At 75.3% G+C, this 20,810-nt stretch carries 16 protein-coding genes; 12 read left to right on the top strand and 4 right to left on the bottom strand.

Going from position 1 to position 20,810, the window contains the following annotated elements; all coding sequences use genetic code 11:
- The first annotated feature begins 291 nt into the window (after window positions 1-291).
- From BJ983_RS17230 to BJ983_RS17190, 9 genes are all read left to right on the top strand, one after another.
- Window positions 292-1,323 (top strand): glycosyltransferase, encoded by a 1,032-nt coding sequence (locus BJ983_RS17230; RefSeq protein ID WP_343054230.1) that lies wholly within the window; start codon window positions 292-294, stop codon window positions 1,321-1,323.
- Window positions 1,320-2,888, top strand: a complete 1,569-nt coding sequence (locus BJ983_RS17225) for a glycosyltransferase (protein WP_179794917.1) — start codon at window positions 1,320-1,322, stop codon at window positions 2,886-2,888. Before BJ983_RS17230 ends, BJ983_RS17225 begins: the two co-directional genes overlap by 4 nt.
- A complete protein-coding gene (locus BJ983_RS17220; protein ID WP_179794916.1) occupies window positions 2,885-5,665 on the top strand; it encodes a glycosyltransferase family 4 protein in 2,781 nt (926 codons plus the stop codon). Before BJ983_RS17225 ends, BJ983_RS17220 begins: the two co-directional genes overlap by 4 nt.
- Complete coding sequence (locus BJ983_RS32380; RefSeq protein ID WP_179794915.1) at window positions 5,662-7,989, top strand: phospholipid carrier-dependent glycosyltransferase; 2,328 nt, start codon at window positions 5,662-5,664, stop codon at window positions 7,987-7,989. The genes BJ983_RS17220 and BJ983_RS32380 overlap by 4 nt, the downstream gene beginning before the upstream one ends.
- A gap of 8 nt (window positions 7,990-7,997) precedes the next feature.
- Window positions 7,998-9,239, top strand: coding sequence for an acyltransferase family protein (locus BJ983_RS17210; protein WP_179794914.1), 1,242 nt, complete (start codon window positions 7,998-8,000; stop codon window positions 9,237-9,239).
- A 166-nt stretch (window positions 9,240-9,405) separates the two neighbouring features.
- Window positions 9,406-10,098, top strand: coding sequence for a hypothetical protein (locus BJ983_RS17205; protein ID WP_179794913.1), 693 nt, complete (start codon window positions 9,406-9,408; stop codon window positions 10,096-10,098).
- A 71-nt stretch (window positions 10,099-10,169) separates the two neighbouring features.
- A complete protein-coding gene (locus BJ983_RS17200; RefSeq protein ID WP_179794912.1) occupies window positions 10,170-11,549 on the top strand; it encodes an alpha-amylase family protein in 1,380 nt (459 codons plus the stop codon).
- Window positions 11,550-11,611: 62 nt separating this feature from the next.
- The gene (locus BJ983_RS17195) at window positions 11,612-13,135 is read left to right on the top strand and encodes a hypothetical protein (RefSeq protein WP_343054229.1); all 1,524 of its coding nucleotides are present in this window, start codon (window positions 11,612-11,614) and stop codon (window positions 13,133-13,135) included.
- Between the two features lie 74 nt (window positions 13,136-13,209).
- Entirely contained in the window at window positions 13,210-14,565 is a 1,356-nt protein-coding gene (locus tag BJ983_RS17190) for a nucleotide sugar dehydrogenase (RefSeq protein WP_179794911.1), read from the top strand.
- A gap of 71 nt (window positions 14,566-14,636) precedes the next feature.
- On the opposite strand, the gene BJ983_RS17185 is transcribed toward BJ983_RS17190, so the two are convergent.
- The gene (locus tag BJ983_RS17185; RefSeq protein WP_179794910.1) at window positions 14,637-15,503 is read right to left on the bottom strand and encodes an NAD(P)H-binding protein; all 867 of its coding nucleotides are present in this window, start codon (window positions 15,501-15,503) and stop codon (window positions 14,637-14,639) included.
- Between the two features lie 83 nt (window positions 15,504-15,586).
- On the opposite strand from BJ983_RS17185, the gene BJ983_RS17180 reads away from it, so the two are divergent.
- Window positions 15,587-16,273, top strand: coding sequence for a TetR family transcriptional regulator (locus BJ983_RS17180; RefSeq protein WP_179794909.1), 687 nt, complete (start codon window positions 15,587-15,589; stop codon window positions 16,271-16,273).
- Window positions 16,274-16,298: 25 nt separating this feature from the next.
- On the opposite strand, the gene BJ983_RS17175 is transcribed toward BJ983_RS17180, so the two are convergent.
- Window positions 16,299-17,090, bottom strand: coding sequence for a helix-turn-helix transcriptional regulator (locus BJ983_RS17175; RefSeq protein ID WP_343054228.1), 792 nt, complete (start codon window positions 17,088-17,090; stop codon window positions 16,299-16,301).
- 49 nt (window positions 17,091-17,139) lie between these two features.
- Between BJ983_RS17175 and BJ983_RS17170 the strand changes: the two genes are divergently transcribed.
- Entirely contained in the window at window positions 17,140-17,556 is a 417-nt protein-coding gene (locus tag BJ983_RS17170) for a DUF2000 domain-containing protein (RefSeq protein WP_179794908.1), read from the top strand.
- A 6-nt stretch (window positions 17,557-17,562) separates the two neighbouring features.
- On the opposite strand, the gene BJ983_RS32375 is transcribed toward BJ983_RS17170, so the two are convergent.
- Together BJ983_RS32375 and BJ983_RS17160 are read right to left on the bottom strand one after the other, a co-directional pair.
- Complete coding sequence (locus tag BJ983_RS32375) at window positions 17,563-18,444, bottom strand: adenylate/guanylate cyclase domain-containing protein (protein ID WP_179794907.1); 882 nt, start codon at window positions 18,442-18,444, stop codon at window positions 17,563-17,565.
- Window positions 18,441-19,031: a TetR/AcrR family transcriptional regulator gene (locus BJ983_RS17160; RefSeq protein WP_179794906.1), complete on the bottom strand. Its 591-nt coding sequence runs from the start codon at window positions 19,029-19,031 to the stop codon at window positions 18,441-18,443. Before BJ983_RS17160 ends, BJ983_RS32375 begins: the two co-directional genes overlap by 4 nt.
- 147 nt (window positions 19,032-19,178) lie before the next feature.
- Between BJ983_RS17160 and BJ983_RS17155 the strand changes: the two genes are divergently transcribed.
- A complete protein-coding gene (locus tag BJ983_RS17155) occupies window positions 19,179-20,792 on the top strand; it encodes an AMP-binding protein (RefSeq protein ID WP_179794905.1) in 1,614 nt (537 codons plus the stop codon).
- Window positions 20,793-20,810 lie beyond the last annotated feature (18 nt).

Raw genomic sequence — 20,810 nt, 5'->3', positions numbered from 1 at the left:
CCGCGACGGGGTCCTGCGCCGGACCCACCGTTCCAGGAGTGTAGGAGGCGGCCGTCCGGGACCCTCCCGCGCGGGTCCGGCTCGTCCGTCCGGCCGAACGGGCGACCCCGTGCCACGCCCGCTCCGACACGCCGCCGATCAGGTCACTCGACGGTGTGAAAATCGCGGCGGCTTTCCGGGCCTCGATGCGGTGGTCGGACGTCGCCCGACCAGCGGAAATACGACAGAGCGCACCGAATGGTTCGCAGACGAAGGGGTTAATCGCTGGGCTGAACGGTCGATTGTTGTGACGTGCAGAACGTGACGGACCGCCTCGAGGACGCCCTGTCCCCGCACCCGGCGCTCCGGGGGCCCGGGGAGCTCCGACCCGTCGACCTCGTGGAGGAGGTGCGCAGCACCGAACTGGTCGACGTGGTGGACGACGCCGTCGTCGCCGCGGTCGCGCGCGAGGTCTCGCGCGCGACCCACGAGCTCGCCGAACGCCCGCCCGCGTCCGAGGAGGCCGGGGCCCGCTCCCCGGTCGACCTCGAGATCGTCATCCCGGCCTACAACGAGTCCGGGCGGCTCCCGGCCACCCTCGCGGCGATGGTCGCGTTCCTCTCCGAGCAGCCGTGGACCTCCCGCATCGTCGTGGTCGACAACGGCAGCGTGGACGACACCGCCGCCGGGGTGCTGAACGTGACCGGGCGCGCCTGCAACGTCGCCACCGGCTGGTGCGTGGAGGCCGTCGCGATCGGCTGCTCGCAGGCGGGCAAGGGCGCCGCGGTGATCCGCGGGCTCCGGACCAGCCGCTCGCGGGTCGTCGGGTTCACCGACGCCGATCTCTCCACCCCGCTCGAGACCTTCCTGCCCGTGATGGCCGCCCTCGAGGACGGGGCCGCGGCCGCGATCGCCTCCCGGCACGCGCCGGGCGCGTCGATCGCCACCAAGCAGCCGCTCGGCCGGCGGATCGGCGGAACCGCCTTCCGCATGCTGTCCCGGCCCCTGGTGCCCGGCATCCACGACACCCAGTGCGGCTTCAAGTTCTTCCGTCGCGAGGCCGTCCAGAGCGCGCTGTGGAAGTGCCGCTCCACCGGCTTCGCCTTCGACATCGAGCTCCTGCGCCACGTCCGCGACGACGGTGGCCGCATCGCCGAGGTCCCCGTGACCTGGACCGACACCGCCGGCTCGACGCTGCGCCCGGTCCGCGACGGCCTCGCCGCCTTCGGGGCGGTGGCCAAGCTGCACCGCGAGCTGAACCGCGGCAGCGGCCCGGCCCTGCCCGGACGACGGGTCCCCGCCGCGTCCGCCCCCACCACCACCGCCCTCGGGAGCGCTCCGTGACCACGACCCTGCCCACCCCCGAGGAGACCCTGCCGCCGGTCCGGCTCATCCCGGTCCTCGGCCGTGCGACGGCCCAGCTCGCGGGCTGCCGCGTGCTCGTCCTGAACTGGCGCGACATCCGGCACTCGCAGGCCGGCGGCGCCGAGGCCTACGCCCACCAGATCTCGAAGCGCTGGGTGGAGGCGGGCGTGCACGTCACCTGGCTGACCGCCCGCGACGCCGGGCAGAGCGCCCGCGACGAGATCGACGGCATCGAGATCCTGCGGGCCGGCGGCACGATGGGCGTCTACGTCCGGACCGCGGCGCGCCTGCTGCGCGGCAGCCTGCGCCAGCGCTTCGACGCGGTGGTCGACTGCCAGAACGGCATCCCGTTCTTCTCGCCGGTGTTCACCCGCAACTCCGTGCCGATCGTCCAGGTCGTCCACCACGTCCACCAGGACCAGTTCTCGACGCGGTTCGGGCCCGCCGGCTCCCTCGTCGGGCGGCTGCTCGAGGGCCGGGTGGCCAAGCGGGTCTACCAGCGACGTCGCACGGTCGCGGTGTCCGCGTCGACCCGGCAGGAGCTCCGACGCCGGCTGAAGTTCGACGGCCCCATCGACGTCGTGCCCAACGGCATGAACACGGCGATCTCCTCCGGCACGCGTCGGCGGGCGGAGAAGCCCACGATCGTGCTGACCAGCCGCCTCGTCCCGCACAAGCGCGTCGACCTGCTGCTGCACGCGGTCTCGGCGGCGCTGCCGGACATCCCCGACCTCCAGGTCGAGATCATCGGCGACGGCCCCGACCTCACCACCCTGCGCCGCACCGCCGTCGAGCTGGGGCTCGGTCGGACCGTGCGCTTCCACGGCCGGCTGGGCGACGCCGAGCGCGACGCCCTCATGGAGTCGGCGTGGCTGACCACCTCGACCTCCGACGGCGAGGGCTGGGGGCTGGTCGTGCTCGAGGGCGCCGCCGCCGGCGTCCCCTGCCTCGCCATCCGGACGACGGGTATCCGCGACTCGGTCCTCGACGGCGTCACGGGCTGGCTCGTCGACGGCATCGACGACTTCGCCGCGATCCTGCCGCGCACCATGGCCGAGCTCGCCGACCCGACGCGGGCCGACGAGGTGGCCGAGGCGTGCCGCACCTGGGCGGGCTGCTTCTCCTGGGAGCGCTCGGCCGAGCTGCTCGCCGGGTCGGTGCTCTCCGAGATGCGCGCCTTCCACCGCACGCAGGCCGAGTCCGACCTGCCCCCGGCCGACCGGTCGGCGCTGCACCGCGCGGCGACCCGTCGTCGGGCCCGCTCGGACATGACGGTGCTGGCGCGGTTCAGCCACCCGGAGCCCGCCGAGGCCGCGGCCGCCCTGCGCCTGAGCGACGAGGTGTCGATCTGCCTCGGGCGCAACCGGGTCCTCGCGCTCCTGCGCGGCTGCGACGAGGTCGACGCGCTCGGCGTGATCTCCCGGCTCGGGGCCGAGGAGCCCTACGTCCGGCTCGCGAGCCGGCCGGAGCTCCTGGGCGGTCCCGCCATCGTGGGCATCGCCCGCGGCGAGACCCTGCCCTCGGACGTCGTCCCGGGCCGATGAGCGCGCCCTCGGGTGGCAGCAACGCGTCGTTGCTGTCACCGGGTGGCAGCAACGACGCGTTGCTGCCACCGGGGGGCGGTGCCCCCGTCGGCGCCGCCCCGGCCGGGACCGCGCAGGCCGGCCACACCCCGGACGACCGCGCCACGGGCGGCACGGCGACGCTGCTCTCCGCCTCCGGCGGGCTCGTCGGGCTGCTCAGCTACGCGGTGACCCTGGTGATGGCGCACCTGCTCGACGCGCCCGCCTACACCGCGTTCGCCGCGGCCGTCGCCGTGGTCGGCACGGCGGGCGTCGCGTCGGCGGCGCTGATCCCGTTCCCGCTGGCCCACGTGGTCCGGGCGTACCCGGCCCACGCCCCGCAGCGGCGGGCCGCCACGGCCTTCGCCGTCGGGGTGTCGGTGCTGGTCGGACTCGTCGCCGCGATCGTGCTCGCGCTCGTCGTCGGCCCGGTCTCCGACGTCCCCACCGCCCTCGCCGCCGCCGTCTCCGGGCTGGCCCTCTTCGCGATCGCGCCGGTGTGGGGCCACCTGCAGGGCGAGTCCCGCTTCGTGCGCTACGCCGCGCTGACGGTCGGCGAGGTCGCCGTGCGTCTCGTCGCGAGCGTCGTCGCCGTGGTCGTGGGCGCCGGGGCGTGGGGTGCGGTCGGCGGGTTCGCCGTCGGTGCGGTCGCCGTGCTCGCCGTGTCGCTGACCCCGGCCGCCGGACCGTTCCGCGGGCTCTCGCCGTCGACGGTCCTGCGCGCACTGCGCGACCGGGCGCGGTGGGCCGAGACCGGCGGGGTCGCCGCGACCCAGGCCGTCCTGTCCGCCCTCGCCGCGGCCGACGCCGTCGTCGTCGCGCTCGTCGTCACCGACACCACGGCCGCCGCGGGCTACCAGGCGGTCTCCACCCTCGCCAAGGCGCCGGTCTACGTCGCCGTCGGCACGGCGCTGGTTAGCTTCCCCGTGCTGCGCGTCGCCCACGGCCGCGACCGCGAACTGCGGCTGCGCGAGGCCCTCGGCTCCTTCGTCACGCTCGTCGTCCCGGCCGCCGCGGTCGTCGCCACCGTGCCGACCGTCCTCGTCGGGATCGTGCTGCCCGAGCGCTACCTGCCCTCGGTCGCCCTCCTGCCGGTCCTCGCCCTCATGGGCGTCGGCCTCGGCACGACGACGGTGCTCGCCACCCTGCTCCTCGCGGTCCGTGCCCGGCGCGCGCTCGCGGTGTCCCTGGCCGTCGCGGTCGCCGCCTTCGCGGCCGGGCTCGCGCTCGGGGCCGCCGGCACGCTCGTCGGACTCCCGGGGGTGCCCGCCGACCCGGCCGGCTCCCTGGCCGCCGGGGCGGCGCTCGGTGCGGTCGTCGGCGCCGCCGCCGTCGCGCTGCTCGGCGCCGGGCACCGCCCGCGCCGCGTGCCGCCCGGCCCCGGGCTCGTCCGCGCCGCCGTCGTCGGGGTGCTCTACGCGGTCCTCGCGACCGTGGTGCTCGCCGCGGCCCGCCCGTCGGTGGGGCTCTGGCTCGTCGCCGTGGTCGTCCTCGGCCTCGGGCTGGTGGGTCTGCCCGTGCTGGGCCGTCGGGTCGCGCCCGGCCCGGAGGCGGGCCTCGCCCCGCCCGACCGGGAGCACGGGGCCCTGCACGTGCTGCACCTCGCGTTCGAGGACCCCGCCATGCCGGGTTCCGGGGGCGGCGCGCTGCGCACCGCCGAGATCGACCGCCGACTCGCCGCGGCCGGACACCACGTCACCGTCCTCACCGGGCGCTACCCGGGCGCCGCGGACCGGGTGGAGCGCCACGGCCCCGGCACCGTGCGCTGGGTGCACCCGCACGTCGGCCGCGGCCGGACGCGCCTGACCCGGCTGCTGCCCTACATGGCGGCCGCGTTCCTCGCCGCCCGCCGGGCCGGTCGGCGGCACCCGGGGGACGAGGCCGGGCCGGGTCCGGTCGACCTCGTCGTCGAGGACTTCTTCGCCCCGATCTCGTCGATGGCGATCCCGCGCTGGACCCGGCGACCCGTCGTCGGGGTGGTGCAGTGGCTCAACGCGAAGGAGAAGGCCGCGCAGTACCACCTGCCGGTGCACTGGGTGGAGCGCTGGGCCGTGCGCACCCACCGTCGGATCGTGGCGGTCTCGCACGGCGTCGGCGCGGCCACGCAGGCGCTGAGCCCGGAGGCCGAGGTGGCGGTGATCGGCAACGGCGTCGACCCGGTCGCCTTCACCGTGCCGCCCGTGCCGGTCGCGTCCCGCCGCGACGTCGTCTACGTCGGTCGGCTCGAGATCGCGCAGAAGGGGCTGGACCTGCTCCTCGACGCGTGGGCCGCGGCCGCCGACCGCATCCCGGGCGACCTCCTGCTCGCGGGCACCGGACCGGACGAGGCGGCGCTGCGCGAGCGGGCCCGCGAGCTGGGCGTGGCCGACCGGGTCCGCTTCCTCGGCTGGGTCGCCGGCCGCGACAAGTCCGAGCTCGTGGCGGCCGCGCGGATCGCCGCCGTCCCGTCGCGCTTCGAGACCTTCGGCATCGTCGCGGCGGAGGCGCTCGCCGTCGGCACGCCCGTCGTCGCCTACGACATCGACTGCCTGCGTGAGGTCGTCCCCGCCGAGGGCGGACTGCTGGTCCCGACGGCGGGTGGGTTCGACGCCCGCGCCTACGCCGACGCCCTGGTCGTCCTCTGGCACGACGAGCCGCGGTGCGCCGTCGTCGCCCGGCGCGGCCCGGAGCTCGCCCGCATCCACGACTGGGACGCGCTCGCGGCGACGCAGGACGCGTTCTACCGACGGGTGGCCGCCGAGGGCCGGGGAGGGGCGTGACCGACACCTCCGTCCCGCTGGTCCGCCTGCGCCGGGACCCGGCGCGGGTCCGGACCGCGGGCCCCGACGGCCGGTGGGCCCGCACCCCGCCGACGGGTGCGCCCACCGGGACGTCGGCCCTGGTCGCCGGTCCGACCACTCACCGGGCACGCTCCCCGCGGCACGCGGGCGGCGCGGCGGGCACGGAGGCGGCCGGCGGGCCGGGCACCGGGAACGGGTCCGGCACCGAGGCGCGCCGAGCCCGGGCGCGGCGGAGCTACCGGGTCGAGCCCGCTGCGGGCGGCGAGCGCCCGGGCGGCCGGCACGCCGAGGTCCCGACGACGGGTGCGGGGCCGCTGCCCCCGGCGCCGGACGACGCCGACACCGGGCCGGTCAGCCTCGGTACCGGGCCGCTCGGTACCGGGACCGGCGGGGGGCGGCACCGGGCCGCCCCCGCACACCGCACGGGTGCCCGCACCACACCGCCGTCCGGTCAGCACCGGCACCGGCACCGGCACAGGCGGCTGCCGCCCGGCGCCGCGCCCCCGCTCGGCCGGGTGCTCGTCACCGCGCCCGGACCGCAACGGGCCCGCCCCGGCGGGATCGCCGGCCTCGAGTGGCGGGTCCGCGACCTGCTCGCGGTCGTCGGCACCGTCCTGCTCGTCCACCGCCCGACGGCGGGCCTCGTCCGCCGGTTCTCCCGGGAGCCCGGGGCGCCGCTGACCGGGGTGCTCTACGGCGCGCGCCCCTTCGGCGGCGCACTGCCCGGACGGCGTCCCGGCCTCGTCTTCGTCCTCACGAGCCTCGCGCTCGTGGCGGTCGCGGTGTTCCTGCGCGGCTTCCACCAGCACTCCGCCTACGAGCTGTTCATGGACGAGGTGCAGTACGCCGACGTGGCGAACTCCTTCGCCGAGGGCACCGGGCCGCAGCTGTTCGACGCGCCGTTCTTCCTGCACCCGCCGCTCGCGTTCCTGTACTTCAGCCGCTTCATCAGCGCCCCGCAGGCCAGCATGACCGTCGAGTTCGTGCTCTCGCTGCGCCCGGCGAACCTGCTCTTCGCGGCGGCGAACACCGCGCTCGTCGTCGCCTGCGCCCGCCGGGTCGTGCCGCGCTGGGCGGCCCTGGTCGCCGGCGCGTGCTACGCGCTCGACCCCTTCGTCATCCGCTTCGACAGCCGCCTGATGCTCGAGTCCCCGATGCTCTTCGGGGTCCTCGCCGGGTTGCTGTGCCTGCTCCTCGCCGCCGAGTCGCCCACCGGACGGCGGCGGTGGGTGCTGCTCGTGGCGGGCGGGCTGCTGTGGGGCCTCGCGATCACGACGAAGACGAACGCCGGGCTGGTCACGGGCCTCCCGCTGCTGATCATGCTGGTGTTCTCGTGGGGCCTGCGCCGCCGGGAGGCGGCCACGGTCTTCGGCTGCGAGATCGGGTTCTACCTCTGCTACGTGCTCTGGACCGTCGTCACCGGCCGCTTCCTCGGGTGGGCGGAGCAGACCTTCGGCGGGGTCCTCCGGGCGGTCGGGCTGGTCAAGGAGACCGGCTTCAGCTCGGCGAACTCGCCCTCGTTCTCCAGCCGGATCGTGGCCAACCTGAGCCTGACCGGCACCTCCTACGTGCTCATCGGGGTCGCCTCGGTGTTCGCGGCCTGGGTCGTGCTCCTCTCGTGGCGCTCGCTGCGGGTGCGCGGTGAGCCGGGGGACCGCTTCGCCGACCCGCGCGACCTCGGTGGCCGCGTCCGTGCCCCCGGCGAGCACGCGCTGGCCGTCATCGTCTGCTGGATCGCGGGCGTGCTCGGGGCGATCACCTACACGTTCGGCCTGGGCGAGGTCGAGGAGCAGACGTTCTACCTGCTCGCGGTGCCGCTGTCGGTGGTGGCGGGCCTGCTCGTGACGCGGGCCGCCCGCGCCCGCCGGTGGGCCGCGTCGATCGCCCTGGCGCTCGTCGTCGTGGTCCTCGCGTGCTCCGGTGCGATCTGGTGGAACATCCGCTCGCAGACCGACGACACCTACAGCGCCTTCTCGGCCTGGCTCTTCGCGAACGTCGACCCCAAGGCGACGCACATCGCGCTCGGCGAGCACACCGCGCAGTTCGTCATGCCCGGCTACGGCGTGTTCCCGCTGCGCAGCATCGACGACGCCCGTGCCTCGAACTCCCGCTACGGCGTCGTCTCGACCCAGCTCTCCGAGCTCGGCCTGGCCGACCTCACGCCCGCCACCATCGCCGAGCTCGACCGGCGCTACCCGGTGGTCTTCCTCGCCCACGGCCGCACCGCGGGCGATCTCAAGGTCTACGACTTCAGCCGGCCGCTCGACGGCTCGGCGCCCATCGGTCTCGGTCCCCAAGGCTAGGAGCGACGATGCCCGAGCAACCACGCCCCGCCGTCGGAGGAGCCCCGACCGGGCTCATCCCGAGCCTGGTCGGCATCCGCGGCTACCTCTCCCTCGTCGTCGTGGCGGTGCACCTCGCGCCGTTCGCGGTGGCGATGGTCCCCGTCACGGCGGCCTTCTTCCTGCCGGTCTGGCACCACGGCTACGTGGCGCTGGACCTGTTCTTCGTCCTCTCCGGCTTCGTGATCAGCTCCGGGTACGCGCGGACGTTCGCGCGCTGGCCCGGGCGCGCGACGTTCGGGAAGTTCCTGTGGGCCCGCCTGTCGCGCTTCTACCCGGTGCACCTCGCGGTCCTCGCCGCGATGGTCGCCGCGGTCCTCGTCTCCCGGGCGGTCGGCCGCGAAATCCCGCACGGCGGCAACCTGACGTGGGACCTCCTGCGCCAGATCACGCTGACCTCCGGGTGGGGTGGCGCGCACTCGTTGACCTGGAACGGGCCGGTGTGGTCGCTGTCCGCGGAGTGGGCCTGCTACCTCGTGCTGCCGCTGCTCCTGCCGCTCGTTCAGCGGCTGCGGACGCCCGCGGCCTGCCTCGTGGGCTATCTCGTGGCCTGCGCGATCCCGCTCGTCGTCTACTCGTTCATCGGGTTCGACGACGGGACGATCACCTACGGCATGCCGCTGCCGCGGGCCTTCGGTGCCTTTCTCGCCGGCGCCGCGCTCTACCAGCTGACCACCGTGTCGACCCGCATCCCCGCGTGGCTCGGCCGCATGACCGGCGCGCTCGCCCTCGTCGCGTTCCTCGCGATCGTGGTCGCGTCGAACCTGGGCGTCTCGACGATGTTCGCGCTGCCGCTCATCGGCCTCGTCGTCCCGGCCCTCGCGCAGCGGCGCGGCCTGCTCGACCACGCCCTGTCCACCAGGACGTCGATGATCGGCGGCGAGTACAGCGTCGCGCTCTTCCTGGTGCACGTGCCGTGGATTCTCGCGGCCTCGCTGCTGATCAACCCGCGCACCTTCCCCGGGCCCGCGTGGGGTGCCCTGGGGATCGTCCTGCTGGTGCTCGGGGCCTTCGTCCTGGCCTGGCTGGCCTACGTGCTCGTGGAGCGGCCCGCCCAGAAGTGGATGCGCACGCTCGTGAAGCGGGCCCCGGGGGCACCGGCGAAGCCCGTCGAGGAGCGGGTGGAGGCCGCCGTCGAGCACCCGCGCGAGGGCGAGCGGGCGCCGAGCGCCTCGGCCGGCGGCGCCCGGCAGGCCACCGACGGACGGTGACGACAGGGGGCCCACTCGGTCTCCCTGTCGTCAGGAAGGACTCCCGATCGGAGTCGGCTATCCCGGCCCGAACGCGGCCGGCGACGGCTTCCTCCAGAGTTGGTGGGCCTTCTCGCCTGCGGCGCAGCAGGGGACCGGTCTCGCCGCCGGGGCGTCGCGGACGCCGATGCCCGGCTGGATACCGGGCCAGCGCACGTGGCAGGGCCGGGCCGTCACCGCGGCGAGCGCGCGGACGTGGTCCCAGTGGTACTCCCGCTCCCTGACCTCGGCCCTCAGGAGTCAGCACGACGCGCTGCGGGCCGCCCGGTACGCGGGCCAGGTGCACCTGCCCGCCCCCGGCAAGGGGGTGCTGCCCGCAGATCTCACGACGGCGTCGAACGCACTGCTGAACGGCACGGGCGACCGCGACGGCTCGCTCGGACGTGGCCTGAACTACCCCGACGAGTTCGGCGTCCTCGCCGGGAGCGTCTCGAAGCTCGTGATCGACCTGACCGGCATCGACGACGGGTCGGCCGTCCTCGCGCGGCGCCTGTCACCCCCGCAGGACGCGTGCCAGGACGGCGACCCGGCCGCCAGCGTCGCCTCCGGGACACGGGTCGACCTGTGGTCCAACCAGCGCTTCGCCCGCGCCCAGGCCGCCCGCGCGAACCTGCCGGCCGTGGGGGAGAACCCCGGGCCGCCCGCGGCGCAGACCGGCGGCACGTCCTACTCCGACTCCCTCGCCGACCAGATCGCCCGATCCCCCGCGTACGCACGCGGCTGCCGGCTCGCGGCGCTGCTCGTCGCGTTCGAGTGGGCGATGGACGATCCCCGCTTCGGCGTCACCCGCGACGACTACCGCCGGGCCGTCCTCGGCTGAGGGTCACCGGACCGGGCGGTTTCCTGGTCCTTCCCGACGACGGGTGCGTCGGCTCGGCCAGGCTTCCCGGCGTGGGGAAGCGAGGCGTTCCGGGCGTGCCGGTCCGGGTGCTCGCGGTGCTGCTCGCGCTCGTCGCGTCGTGTGGCGCGGCTCCGGCCGAGCGGCCTCCCGCTGCCGTGCCTCCTGCTGTCCCCGCCGTGCCGTCGCTCTCGCCGGCCGCGGCCCCGGCGCGGGCCGACCCCGCCTGGGGCGTCGTGGACTCGACGTGCGCCCCCGAGCGGCTCGCGGCCCGGCCGGCGGGGGTGGACGTGGCCGTCGTCGAGGCGCACTGGGACCGGCTCGAGCCCACGGCGGACGCGGTCGACGCCGGGTACGCCGACGGGCTGCGGGCGAGCGTGCAGCGCTGCGTCGACGCCGGGGTGCGCGTGGTCCTCGGCAGCGGGCTGCAGTACCCGCCGGGCTGGGTCCGGGCGCTGCCCGACGCCGCGGTGCGCGACCAGGCCGGTCGGACCCCGACCAACGGCGCCGTCGACACCGTCTTCTCCGCCGCCGTGGCGGCCGCCGCCGACCGGTACCTGCAGCGCCTGGTCGCGGCCGTGCCCGCCGACCGGCTCGTCGGCATCCGGGTCGGCACCTCGACGGCAGGCGAGCTCGGCCATCCCGGCCCCGAGGCGTCCGGGGCGGCGTTCGACAGCTGGTGGGCGTTCGGCCCCGCGCCGCAGCAGGGGCAGGGCCTGGCCCCGGGGCAGATCCCGTCGCCGCTGCCCGACTGGATCCCCGGCCGGCGGACGTGGCAGGGCCGCGCCGTGACGCCGGCCGACGCCCGGGCGTGGTTCGGCTGGTACTCCGGCTCGCTCGTCCGGGCCGTCGCCGACCGGGCGCGGTCGTTGCGGGAGGCCGGCTACCGCGGACCGGTGCACGTCCCGGCCGCCGGTCGCGGGGTGCTGCCCGCCGCCCTCGACGCCGCCGTGGCGGTGGTGCTCGACACCGCGGTGCGCGACGGTGCGCTGCGCCGGGGCCTGGACTACGTCGCCGACCTCCCGGCCCTGGCCGGGACCGTGCCGAACGCGGTCGTCGACATCACCGGTCTCGACGACGCCACCGCCGTCCGCGCCCGCCGGCTCTCGCCGCCTCAGGACCGGTGTCGGCCGGGCGATGCCGAGGCGCTGGTGAGCGGGGCGCCGTCGCTCGACGACTGGCCGAACCAGCGCGTCACCGCCGCGGCCGCCGCCCGGGCGGGTCTGCCGACGGTGGGGGAGAACCCGGGCCCACCCGGCCCGACGACGGGTGGGACCGCCGACTCCGACAGCGAGGCCGACCAGCTCCGGTACGCCGTGTCCTACGCGCGCGGCTGCGGGTTGTCGGCGTTCCTGTTCGCCTTCGAGGACGACCTGTACACCGACCGGAGCGGCCTCACCCCGGCCGACTACGCGGCGGCGATCGGACGCTGAGCCGCGACCCCCGCCGCGAGGGTGACGTGGGGCAGGTTTGCGGGGCCGCGCGCCTGCATGGTGTGCACCTCGCGGCGGGCAGGTGGCCCGTCGACGGCTGCTCCGAGCAGGCGATCCGCCGCTCGGAGCAGTGGGTACGGCTCCGCTGGACCAATGGCGTGGACCCGCTGCGCCGTCCGGTGCGCGTCGACGGCGACGTGTGCCATCCGACCCCGGACGACGCGATGGCAGGGATCGTGTCCCTCCTCCTGCGTCACTCCTGCCCCGTCCGTCACTCGCGAGCCCTCGTCGTCGTCCTCGTGGTGCTCGCCCTGTCCCTCCTCGGCCTGCGCCCCGCGCACGCCGCCACCGACCCGGCGTGGGGCGTGATGGCGTCGGGCTGCACGGCCTCCGACATCGCCGCGAACCAGGCCGCCGGCATCGGGCTCGTGGAGGTCGAGGCGTACTGGGACCGCTGGCTGCCGACCTCGGCCACCGCCGAGAGCACCGACTACGTGAACGACCTCGCGGCCCGCGTCACCGCCTGCCTGGACGCCGGCATCCGCGTGGTCGTCGGCACCGGGACGCAGTACCCGCCGTCGTGGGTGCGGCAGCTCGCCGGCGCCACCCTGGTCGACCAGCGCGGCAACACCCCGACGACGGGGGCGGTCGACACGATCTTCTCCGCCGCCGTGCGCAACGCGCAGAACGACTACCTCCGGCGCATCGTCGCGAAGCTCCCCGCCTCCCGGCTCGACGGCATCCGTGTGGGCACCAGCACCGCCGGGGAGATCGGCTTCCCCGGACCGAACGAGTCGGGCACCGGGTTCCTGCAGAGCTACTGGGCCTACGGCGCCGACGCCCAGCAGGGAACCGGCCTCGCCGCCGGCACCCCGAAGACGCCGATGCCCGGCTGGATTCCCGGCGCGAAGACGTGGAACGGCAAGGCCGTCACCGCCGCCGCCGCCCAGAACTGGTTCCTCTGGTACGAGCGCTCGCTGGTGTACGCGATCAAGGCGCAGGCCGACACGCTGCGCGCCGCGGGCTACTCCGGCGCCGTGCACGTCCCTGCTCCGGGCAAGGGCGTGCTGCCCGCCGACCTGACCTCCGCGACGAACGCGCTGCTCAACGGCACCGGCGACCGCGACGGCTCGCTGGGCCGCGGCCTCTCCTACGTCGACCAGTTCCCGGTGCTCGCCGGCAACGTCGCCGGCCCGGTCGTGGTCGACCTGACCGGCGTGGACGACGCCACCGCGGTCACCGCCCGCGGGCTGACTCCGGCGCAGGACACCTGTCAGACCACCGACGCCACCACCAGCGTGCAGACCTCCACGAACGTCGCGTCGTGGTCGAACCTGCGCTTCGCCCGCGCCCAGGCCGCCCGCGCCGGACTCGCCGCCGTCGGGGAGAACCCCGGCCCGCCGGCCGCCCAGACCGGGGGCACGTCGAACTCCGACTCCGAGGCCGAGCAGATCCGACGCAGTCCCGGCTACGCGCGCGGTTGTGCCCTCGCCGCGTTCTTCCTCGCCTTCGAGGACGTGCTCGACGACCCGTCGTCGGGATCGACCCGGCAGGACTACGTCGACGCCGTGACCGGCGTGAACTGAGCCGCAGTCGTCCGCTCACCCACCGTGATCTGGCACCGTGACGTCCGAACCGATCCCGAGGAAGGGTGCCAGGGGTGTTCGCACGGCGGGTCATGGTGGTGGGGACGGGCTACGTCGGGCTGACGACGGGGGCCTGTCTGGCGTCGTTGGGTCACGAGGTGGTGTGCGCGGACATCGACGCGGCCAAGGTGGAGCGGCTGCGTCGGGGTGTGGTGGACATCGTGGAGCCGGATCTGGCGGAGCTGGTCTCCGAGCAGACCTCGGCGGGGCGGTTGTCGTTCGTGGTCGGCGCGGGGGCGGCGCTGGGCTCGTTCGAGGACGGTCGGCCGGCGGAGGTGCTGTTCCTCTGTGTCCCGACGCCGATGGGCGCGGGTGGGGTGGCGGACCTGCGCGCGGTGGAGTCGGTGATCGAGGAGGTCGGCGCGGAGCTGGCGGCGGGCACCGTGGTGGTGAACAAGTCGACGGTGCCGGTGGGCACGGCGGCGCGGACCGCGGAGCTGCTCGAGCGCACCGACGTCGCGGTGGTGTCGAACCCGGAGTTCCTGCGGGAGGGTTCGGCGGTCAAGGACTTCCTCGGGCCGGACCGGATCGTGGTGGGGTCGGACAACCAGGACGCCGCGGAGCGGGTGGCCGCTCTGTACGCGCGGCTGGGTGCGCCGACGGTGCTGACCGATGCGGCGTCGGCGGAGTTGATGAAGTACGCGGCGAACTGCTTCCTGGCGATGAAGCTGTCGTACGTGAATGCGATGGCCGAGCTGTGCGAGCGGGTCGGGGCGGACATCTCGGATGTGACCGAGGGGATCGGTTACGACCGGCGGATCGGGCAGGCGTTCCTGTCGCCGGGCCCGGGGTGGGGTGGGTCGTGTCTGCCGAAGGACACCCACGCGTTGTTGCAGGTGGCGGACTCGGCGGACTTCGAGTTCCGGTTGCTGCGCGCGACGATCGACACGAACACCCGCCAGCGGCAGCGGATCGTGGACAAGGTGCGTCTGGCGGTGACCGGGAAGCGGACCGGGTCGCTGTCGCGGGTGCGGCTGGCGCTGCTGGGGTTGACGTTCAAGGCCGGTACCGACGACCTGCGGGACTCCCCGGCGTTGGCGATCGCGGCGTTGCTGCGGCAGGCCGGCGCGGAGCTGGTCGGGTTCGACCCGGCGTTCGTGGAGGGCAAGGACGGGGCGGCGCCGCCGACCGAGATCGACGGGGTGCCGTTGGCGGCGGACGCGGTGTCCGCGGCGCAGGGCGCGGAGGCGGTGCTGGTGCTCACCGAGTGGCCGATGTTCCGCACCCTGGACTGGTCGGTGATCGCGTCGGCGGTGAAGCGTCCGATCGTGATCGACACCCGCAACATCGTCGACCCGGCCACCCTGCGCCGCGCCGGCCTCACCGCCGTCGGCCTCGGTCGTCGCGGCGACGGGGACATCGCGGAGTAGCCGCCTGACCCGCCTCTGACCAGCACGAACGGCACTCTCGCAGCATCTGTGTGCGCGAGAGTGCCGTTCGTTCAGGAGGCGGTGGGGACGAGCGCCGCGCGCAGGACGTCGGCGATCGGCGTGGCGGGCCGTCCGACGAGGTCGGCCAGCGTCGGGTCGGCCGGCGCGAAGTCCCCGCGGGCGGCCGCCGGGAAGAAGCCGAGGAGCAGGTCGGCCGCGTGCGCCGGGACGCCCCGGCCGATCAGGACCTTTCGGTACTCCGCCGGCTCCACGACGACCCGGCGCACCGTCCGCCCGGTCAGGCCGCCGACGATCGAGGCCACCTGCGCGAAGTCCACCGCCTCGGGGCCGGTCAGCGGCGCGGTCGGCCCGTCGGGGGCGCCGTCGACGAGGAGGCGGGCCGTTGCGGCCGCCAGGTCCTCGCGCGTGGTCCAGGCGACCGGCCCGTCGTCGGGAAGACGCAACTCTCCGCTGCTCGCGGCGTCGCCCAGGAACAACGGGACGGAGTTCGCGTAGAAGCCGTTGCGCAGCGAGGTCCACGGGATACCGCACCCGGCGAGGACCTCCTCGGTGGCGGCGTGGTCCGCGGCGGCGGCGAACGGGGAGTCGGGCCGGGCGCCCTGGTGGGCGGTGTAGAGCACGCGGCCCGCACCCACGCCGACCGCGGCCTCGATCGCCGCGCGGTGCTGCGCGACGGCCTCCGGTCCGAGGGTGTTCGCGCTGACCACGAGCACCTGGTCGGCGCCCTCGAAGGCCTCGGCGAGCGTGTCCGGCGCCGAGAAGTCGCCGCGGCGCACGCGGACGCCGCGGTCGGCCAGGTCCCCGGCCTTCGCGGGGTCGCGGACGCTGACGCCGACCTCCGCGACCGGCACGAGGTCGAGCAGGCGGTCGACGACGAGGCGACCCAGGACGCCGGTGGCGCCGGTGACGACGATCATGACGAGCTCCTATCGCTGCTACCGATCGAACGCTAACACCGGAAACAGCTGAGCGCTAACGAGAAGCTGTTATCGTCGTTACCGTGGAGCCCCGGGAGCGGATCGTCGCCGCCGCCGCGCGCCTGCTCGAGGACGGCGGCGAGGACGCCGTGTCGACGCGCGCGGTCAGCGCCGCGGCCGGGGTGCAGGCGCCCACGATCTACCGGCTGTTCGGCGACAAGCAGGGGCTGCTGGACGCCGTCGTGACGCGGGGGTTCGAGGACTACCTCGCCGAGAAGACCGTGCGCCCCCCGTCCGACGATCCGGTGGCCGACCTGCGCGCCGGCTGGGACCTCCACGTCGGGCTCGCCCTCGAACGCCCCGCGCTCTACCGCCTGATGTACGCCCGCCCGCAGGCCGCCGGGTACTCGCCGGCGGCCCGGTCCGCGTTCGGCGAGCTCGCGGCGCTGATCCACCGCATCGCCGCGGCCGGACGGTTGCGTGTCCCGGAGGGTCGGGCGGTCGGGATGGTGCACTCCGCGGGGTCCGGGGTGGCGCTGTCACTCATCGCGGTGCCGCCGGACAAGCGCGACGACGGGTTGTCCCACGCCGCGCGCGAGGCCGTCGTCGCGGCGATCACCACGGACTCCTTCCCGACGACGGGTGCGGGTCCGGTCGGCGCCGCGGTCGCCCTCCGCGCGTCGGCGGGCGACCTCGAGGGGTTCACCCCGGCCGAGCGCGCGCTGCTGGGGGAGTGGTTGGACCGGGTGGCTTCGCCCTGTGAGCAGTAATCCGTGCTCCGGCACGGAGAAGTACTCACAGGGCGGAGCCACCTGCGAAGCGCCCCGGCGTGACCCCGAGCAGGCGCCGGAAGTGCCGCGTCAGGTGCGCCTGGTCGTGGAAGCCGGACTCGACCGCGACCCTCGCGGCGGGCATCCCGGCGAGCAGGAGACGCCGGGCGAGGTCCACGCGGCGGCCGACGAGGTAGCGGTGCGGCGGCAGGCCGAACTCGGCCGAGAACGCCTTGACCAGGTGGTTCGGCGTCACGTGCAGCCGTGCGGCCGCCTCGTCGAGGGGCAGGCCCTCGACGACGTGGGCGTCGAGCAGGTCCCGCAGGCCGCCGGCGGCGCGCGGGTCCCGCACCGGCCCGTCGTCGGGAACGCCCCGCGCCAGGTGGGCGGCCAGCCGGGCCGTGACGAGGGCGAGGCCCGAGCTCGCGGCGAGCTCGTCGCCGGGGTGCTCGAGCACCCGGTGCAGCCGGTCCACCGCGTCGTGCAGGGCGTCGTCGACGACCGCGGGCGTGTCCACCGCCCGGCCGACGAGCGCCTCCGGGAACTCCGAGAGGTACAGGACCCGCTTGCGGAAGCCGCCCGAGGTCGCCGAGCGTCCGTCGTGCGCCACGCCCGGCGGCAGCAGCGTCACGGCCCGACCGAGCGCCCCGTGCTCGGCGCGGTCGAGGTCGTAGCGGACGGCCCCGTCGTCGACGACGAGCAGGGTCCAGGTGGCGTGCGTGTGCAGCGGGTAGGCGTGCTCGACGAACCGGGCGTGGAAGACCTCCTCGATGCCCCGGACGCCGGGGTTCCACGCCCGCACCTGCTCCGGACCCACCCCAGGAACGTACAAGAACCAGGGGGCGGGACGGACGAGCGTGGACGCCATGAGCAGCCGGTTCGACACCAAGATCGTGATCGTCCTGCGGGACGACCTGGCCTCCTGGCAGCGCAGCAACGTCGTCGCGTTCCTCGCGAGCGGGATCGCGGCGACGGTGCCGGAGCTCATCGGGGAGCCGTACGCCGACGCCGACGGCACCGCCTACGCGCCGATGTTCCGCCAGCCCGTGGTGGTGCTGGAGGGTGACGCGGAGACCGTCCGGGGCGCCCACCGGCGGGCCGTGGACCGGGGGCTGCGCGTGCCGGTGTTCACCGCCGACCTCTTCGCCACGGGCGGGGACGAGGAGAACCGGGCGGCCGTCGCCGCGGTGCCACGGGGGGAACTGGACCTGGTGGGCGTGGCCGTGCACGCCCCGCGGAACGCGGCCGACAAGATCACGAAGGGGGCCCGGATGAGCGGGTGACCCGGCTCAGCTCCGTGCCGGTTCCACCGCGTAGACCTCCAGGCCGTCCGGCACGCCCTTGAGGTTGAGCCGCCGGCGCCGGCGGGTGGAGACGGTCCGCGCGTCGAGGCGGCCCAGGAACTCGCCGCTGACCAGGATCTCGTCGGCCCGGGCGGCGTCGCCGAGGCGGGCGGCCACGTTGACGGCGACGCCCAGGTAGTCGCCGCCGACCCGACGGGGCCGGCCGACGTGCAGGCCCGCCCGCATCCGCGGGGACCAGCCACCGACGTGCAGCTCCTCGAGCCGCCGCCGGGCCTCGAGCACGGCGTCCAGGGCGGCGCGCGGGTCGGCGAAGGCCACCATCAGGCCGTCGCCGAGCCGCTTGACCACGGTGCCCGCCCGTTCGGTCATCGGCGGCTCCCACGCCTCGCCGACGCGGCGCAGGACGCGCAGCACCTCGTCGTCGCCGGCCTCGAGCGACCAGCGCGAGAAGTCGACGAGGTCGGTGAAGACGAGGGCCACCTCGTGCTCACCGCCGCCGCGGCCGACGCGCTCGAGCACCGACTGCCACAGCTGCACCCCGCCGAGCCCGAGCTCGCGCACCACCCCGGGTCGGTCGCCGGTGAGGCCGACGATCGCCCGGCCGGCCGCCTCGGTGTGGCGGCCGCCGCCGAGCGAGAGGGGGTCGCCGAAGTGGGAGTCGCCGGGCAGGACGTCGCGCAGTCGGCGCACCGCCCGCTGCAGGGTCGGCGACTGGTCGAGGTCCCGGGCGCGGGCCGCGGCGCGGACGGCCGCCACGCGGAAGCGCTCGGCCCGCGAGGGGGTGGAGCCGTCGTCCCGGGCCGGCGCCGACCCGTCGTCGGGAAGATCGAGATCCTCGGAGCGGGAGTCGGAGTCGGGGTCGGTCACCTCAGCAGCCCTTCGAACACCTGGCGGTCCACCGCCTCGACGAGGTCGGCCACCGGCATCCGGCCCGGCCGGTACCACTCGATCAACGAGTTGACCGTGCCGGAGAGGAGCCGGGCGGCGACGACGGGGTCGACGTCGTCGCGGACCTCGGCGACGAGCCCCGCCACCGCCTGGTCGAACTCCCGGCGTCGGGCCAGCGCCCAGCGCTCGGTCTCGGTGTTGCCGCGCAGACGGAGCAGGAGCGTCACGTAGGGCAGCTCGGTGGCGAGCACCTCCACCTGGCGGCGCACGATGTGGCGGAGCCGGTCCACCGGCGCACCGGTCACGGCGGCGGGCTCGGCGAGGACGCCGAACAGCCCGTCGAGCGCCCGGTCCAGCGCGGCGCGCAGCAGCGCCTCCTTGCCCGACACGTGGTGGTAGAAGGACGACTTCGTGATCCCGGCGGCGCGGGACAGGTCCTCCATGCTGGTCGCGTCGTAGCCGCGCTCGTTGAAGGCCTGCGCCGCGACCTCGACCAGGGACGCGAGCGTGTACGGCTCGGCGCGGCCGGGTCGTCCCGCGCGCTCGCCCCGCTCGTCACTGGCCATGATCCCGACGACCCTACGAGACCCTGGCGCCGCGCGGCGGGGTGGTCGACGCTGTGCGCACCGATGGGTGTCACCGGTCACCCACCGCTGCTATCGTGCTGTCCGACCGAACGATCGTTCGGCGTTCGACGTGCCCCGGGAGAGGCCATGACGACCACGACGGGCGCGCCGCAGCTCGCCCCGGCCGGCGACCACCGCAACGCCACCCGCACGGTCGGGGCCCCGCTGGCCCGGGCGCTGGCCGTGGCGCCGGGTGCGACGGCCGTCGTGTGCGCCGGGGTCGAGTTCACCTACGCCGAGCTCGGCGCACGGGTGCGACGCCTGATCGGTGCCCTCGCCGCGCTCGGGCTGGAGCGCGGCGACCGCGTCGCGGTGCTGGGTGCCAACGGGTACCGCTATCTCGAGCTCTACCTCGCGGTGCCCGCCGCGGGGCTGGTGATCGTCCCGCTGAACACCCGCCACTCCGATCCCGAGCGTGTCTACGCGATCGCCGACTCCGGCGCGCGGGTGCTGATCACCGACCGGGACGTGGCCGGTGTGGACGCCGGGGTGCGGGTGATCGGGCTGGAGGACGGGGCGAGCGGAGCGACGGGGGAGAGGCTCGAGTACGACCGGCTCCTCGCCGACGCCCCCGAGACGCCGGTCCCCGACGGCGACGACGCCCCCGCCGAGCACGACCTCGCCGGCATCTTCTACACCGGCGGCACCACCGGCGCGGCCAAGGGCGTGCTGCTGACCCACGGCAACCTCGTGGCCAACGCCTTCCACTTCATGGCGTGCTGGCCGTTCACCGAGGACACGCGCTTCATGATCGTGGCGCCGATGTTCCACGCCGCGGGCACGATCGGGGCACTGGCCACGATCTGGGCCGCGGGCACGCAGGTGATCGTGCCCGCGTTCACCCCGGCCGGGGTGCTCGACGTCGTCGAGGGCGAGCGGGTCACCGCCACGCTCGTCGTCCCGACGATGATGGACGCGCTCGCCGTCGAGCAGCGCGAGCGCCCGCGCGACGTGTCCTCACTGCGGTGGCTCTCCCACGGCAGCTCACCCGCCGCGCGCGAGCTGCTCCGCCGCACGCACGCCACGTTCCCGGCCGCGTCGATGCTGCACATCTACGGCCTCACCGAGACCTCGCCGATCGTCACGCTGCACCCCGACGAGCAGCTCCGGCTCGACTCGCCCCGCGCGATGTCCTGCGGGCGACCCGCCGTCGGGGTGGAGGTGCGGATCGAGGACCCGGCCGGAGATCCGGGAGAGCGCGGGGCCCTTCCGGTCGGGCAGGTCGGTGAGGTCGCGATCCGCGGCGCCAACGTGACCCCGGGCTACTGGAACAAGCCCGAGGAGACGGCGAAGGTCCTCGACGGCGGGTGGTTCCGTTCCGGCGACCTCGGCTACCTCGACGACGCGGGCTACCTGTTCCTCGTCGACCGCGCCAAGGACATGATCGTCTCCGGCGGCGAGAACGTGTACTCCGCCGAGGTCGAGAACGCGCTGTACTCCCACCCGGCGGTCGTCGAGGCCGCGGTCTTCGGCATTCCCGACGACCGGTTCGGCGAGGCCGTGCACGCCACGGTCCAGATCCGCACGGCGGTCAGCGCCGACGAACTCGTCGCCCACTGCCGGCTGACGATCGCGGGCTACAAGGTGCCGCGGACCGTGGAGCTGCGCGACGACCCGCTGCCGAAGTCGGGTGCCGGGAAGATCCTCAAGCGGAACCTCCGCGACGCGTTCTGGGAGGGGCGGGAGAGCAAGCTCCTGTGAGCAGAAAGGGTCGTGATA

This window comes from Actinomycetospora corticicola (assembly GCF_013409505.1).
In the GTDB taxonomy this organism is placed as follows: Bacteria; Actinomycetota; Actinomycetes; order Mycobacteriales; family Pseudonocardiaceae; genus Actinomycetospora; species Actinomycetospora corticicola.
Note: the sequence above shows the minus strand (reverse complement) of the source record. Positions and strands in the feature narration are given on the sequence as shown.